Genomic DNA, 504 nt, shown 5'->3' on the forward strand with positions numbered 1-504 from the left:
GCTATGTGCTCGCGGCCGAAAGCCTCGATGCGCCCGTGATCGGCCGATTGGTCGATCGCGGTCTTGATGACGAGCTGAAGGGCTCCGCCTACGCCGTGGTCGACGGCGTCGACGGCCGCACCCATCACATCAAGCTGCCCGATCTCGAAGCCGCCGGTGACAGCGCGGCGGGTTCGATCGTCGAGTTGCGTGCGTTCGATGATGCACAGGGACAGCGCCGGGTCGCAATCGCCGTCCGCTCCGATCTCGATATCGATCGTCAGGTCACGGCGACAGGCGCGACTTGGCTCGATCGGCAGAACATCGCGCGCGAACCTGCCGCCCTGTCCGAGGCCGGCTTCGGCGCCGAGGTACGGCAGGCGCTGGATCGACGCGCGGATCATCTGGTCGGACAGGGCTTCGGCGAGCGACACGGCCAGCGTGTCACCTTCAATCGCGGGCTGATCGACACGCTGCGCCGTCGCGAGCTGGAAGCGGCCGGCGAAAAACTCTCCGCCGAAACAG

1 protein-coding gene is annotated in these 504 nt (G+C 67.1%); it reads left to right on the plus strand.

Annotated features, from left to right (window positions below):
* Positions 1–504, plus strand: a 504-nt coding sequence (locus tag AACY52_RS30240) for a DUF3363 domain-containing protein (RefSeq protein WP_339561368.1), incomplete at both ends; no start/stop codon positions are given.

The organism is Pseudomonas sp. EA_65y_Pfl1_P113 (assembly GCF_963970525.1).
Taxonomy (GTDB): Bacteria; Pseudomonadota; Gammaproteobacteria; order Pseudomonadales; family Pseudomonadaceae; genus Aquipseudomonas; species Aquipseudomonas tritici.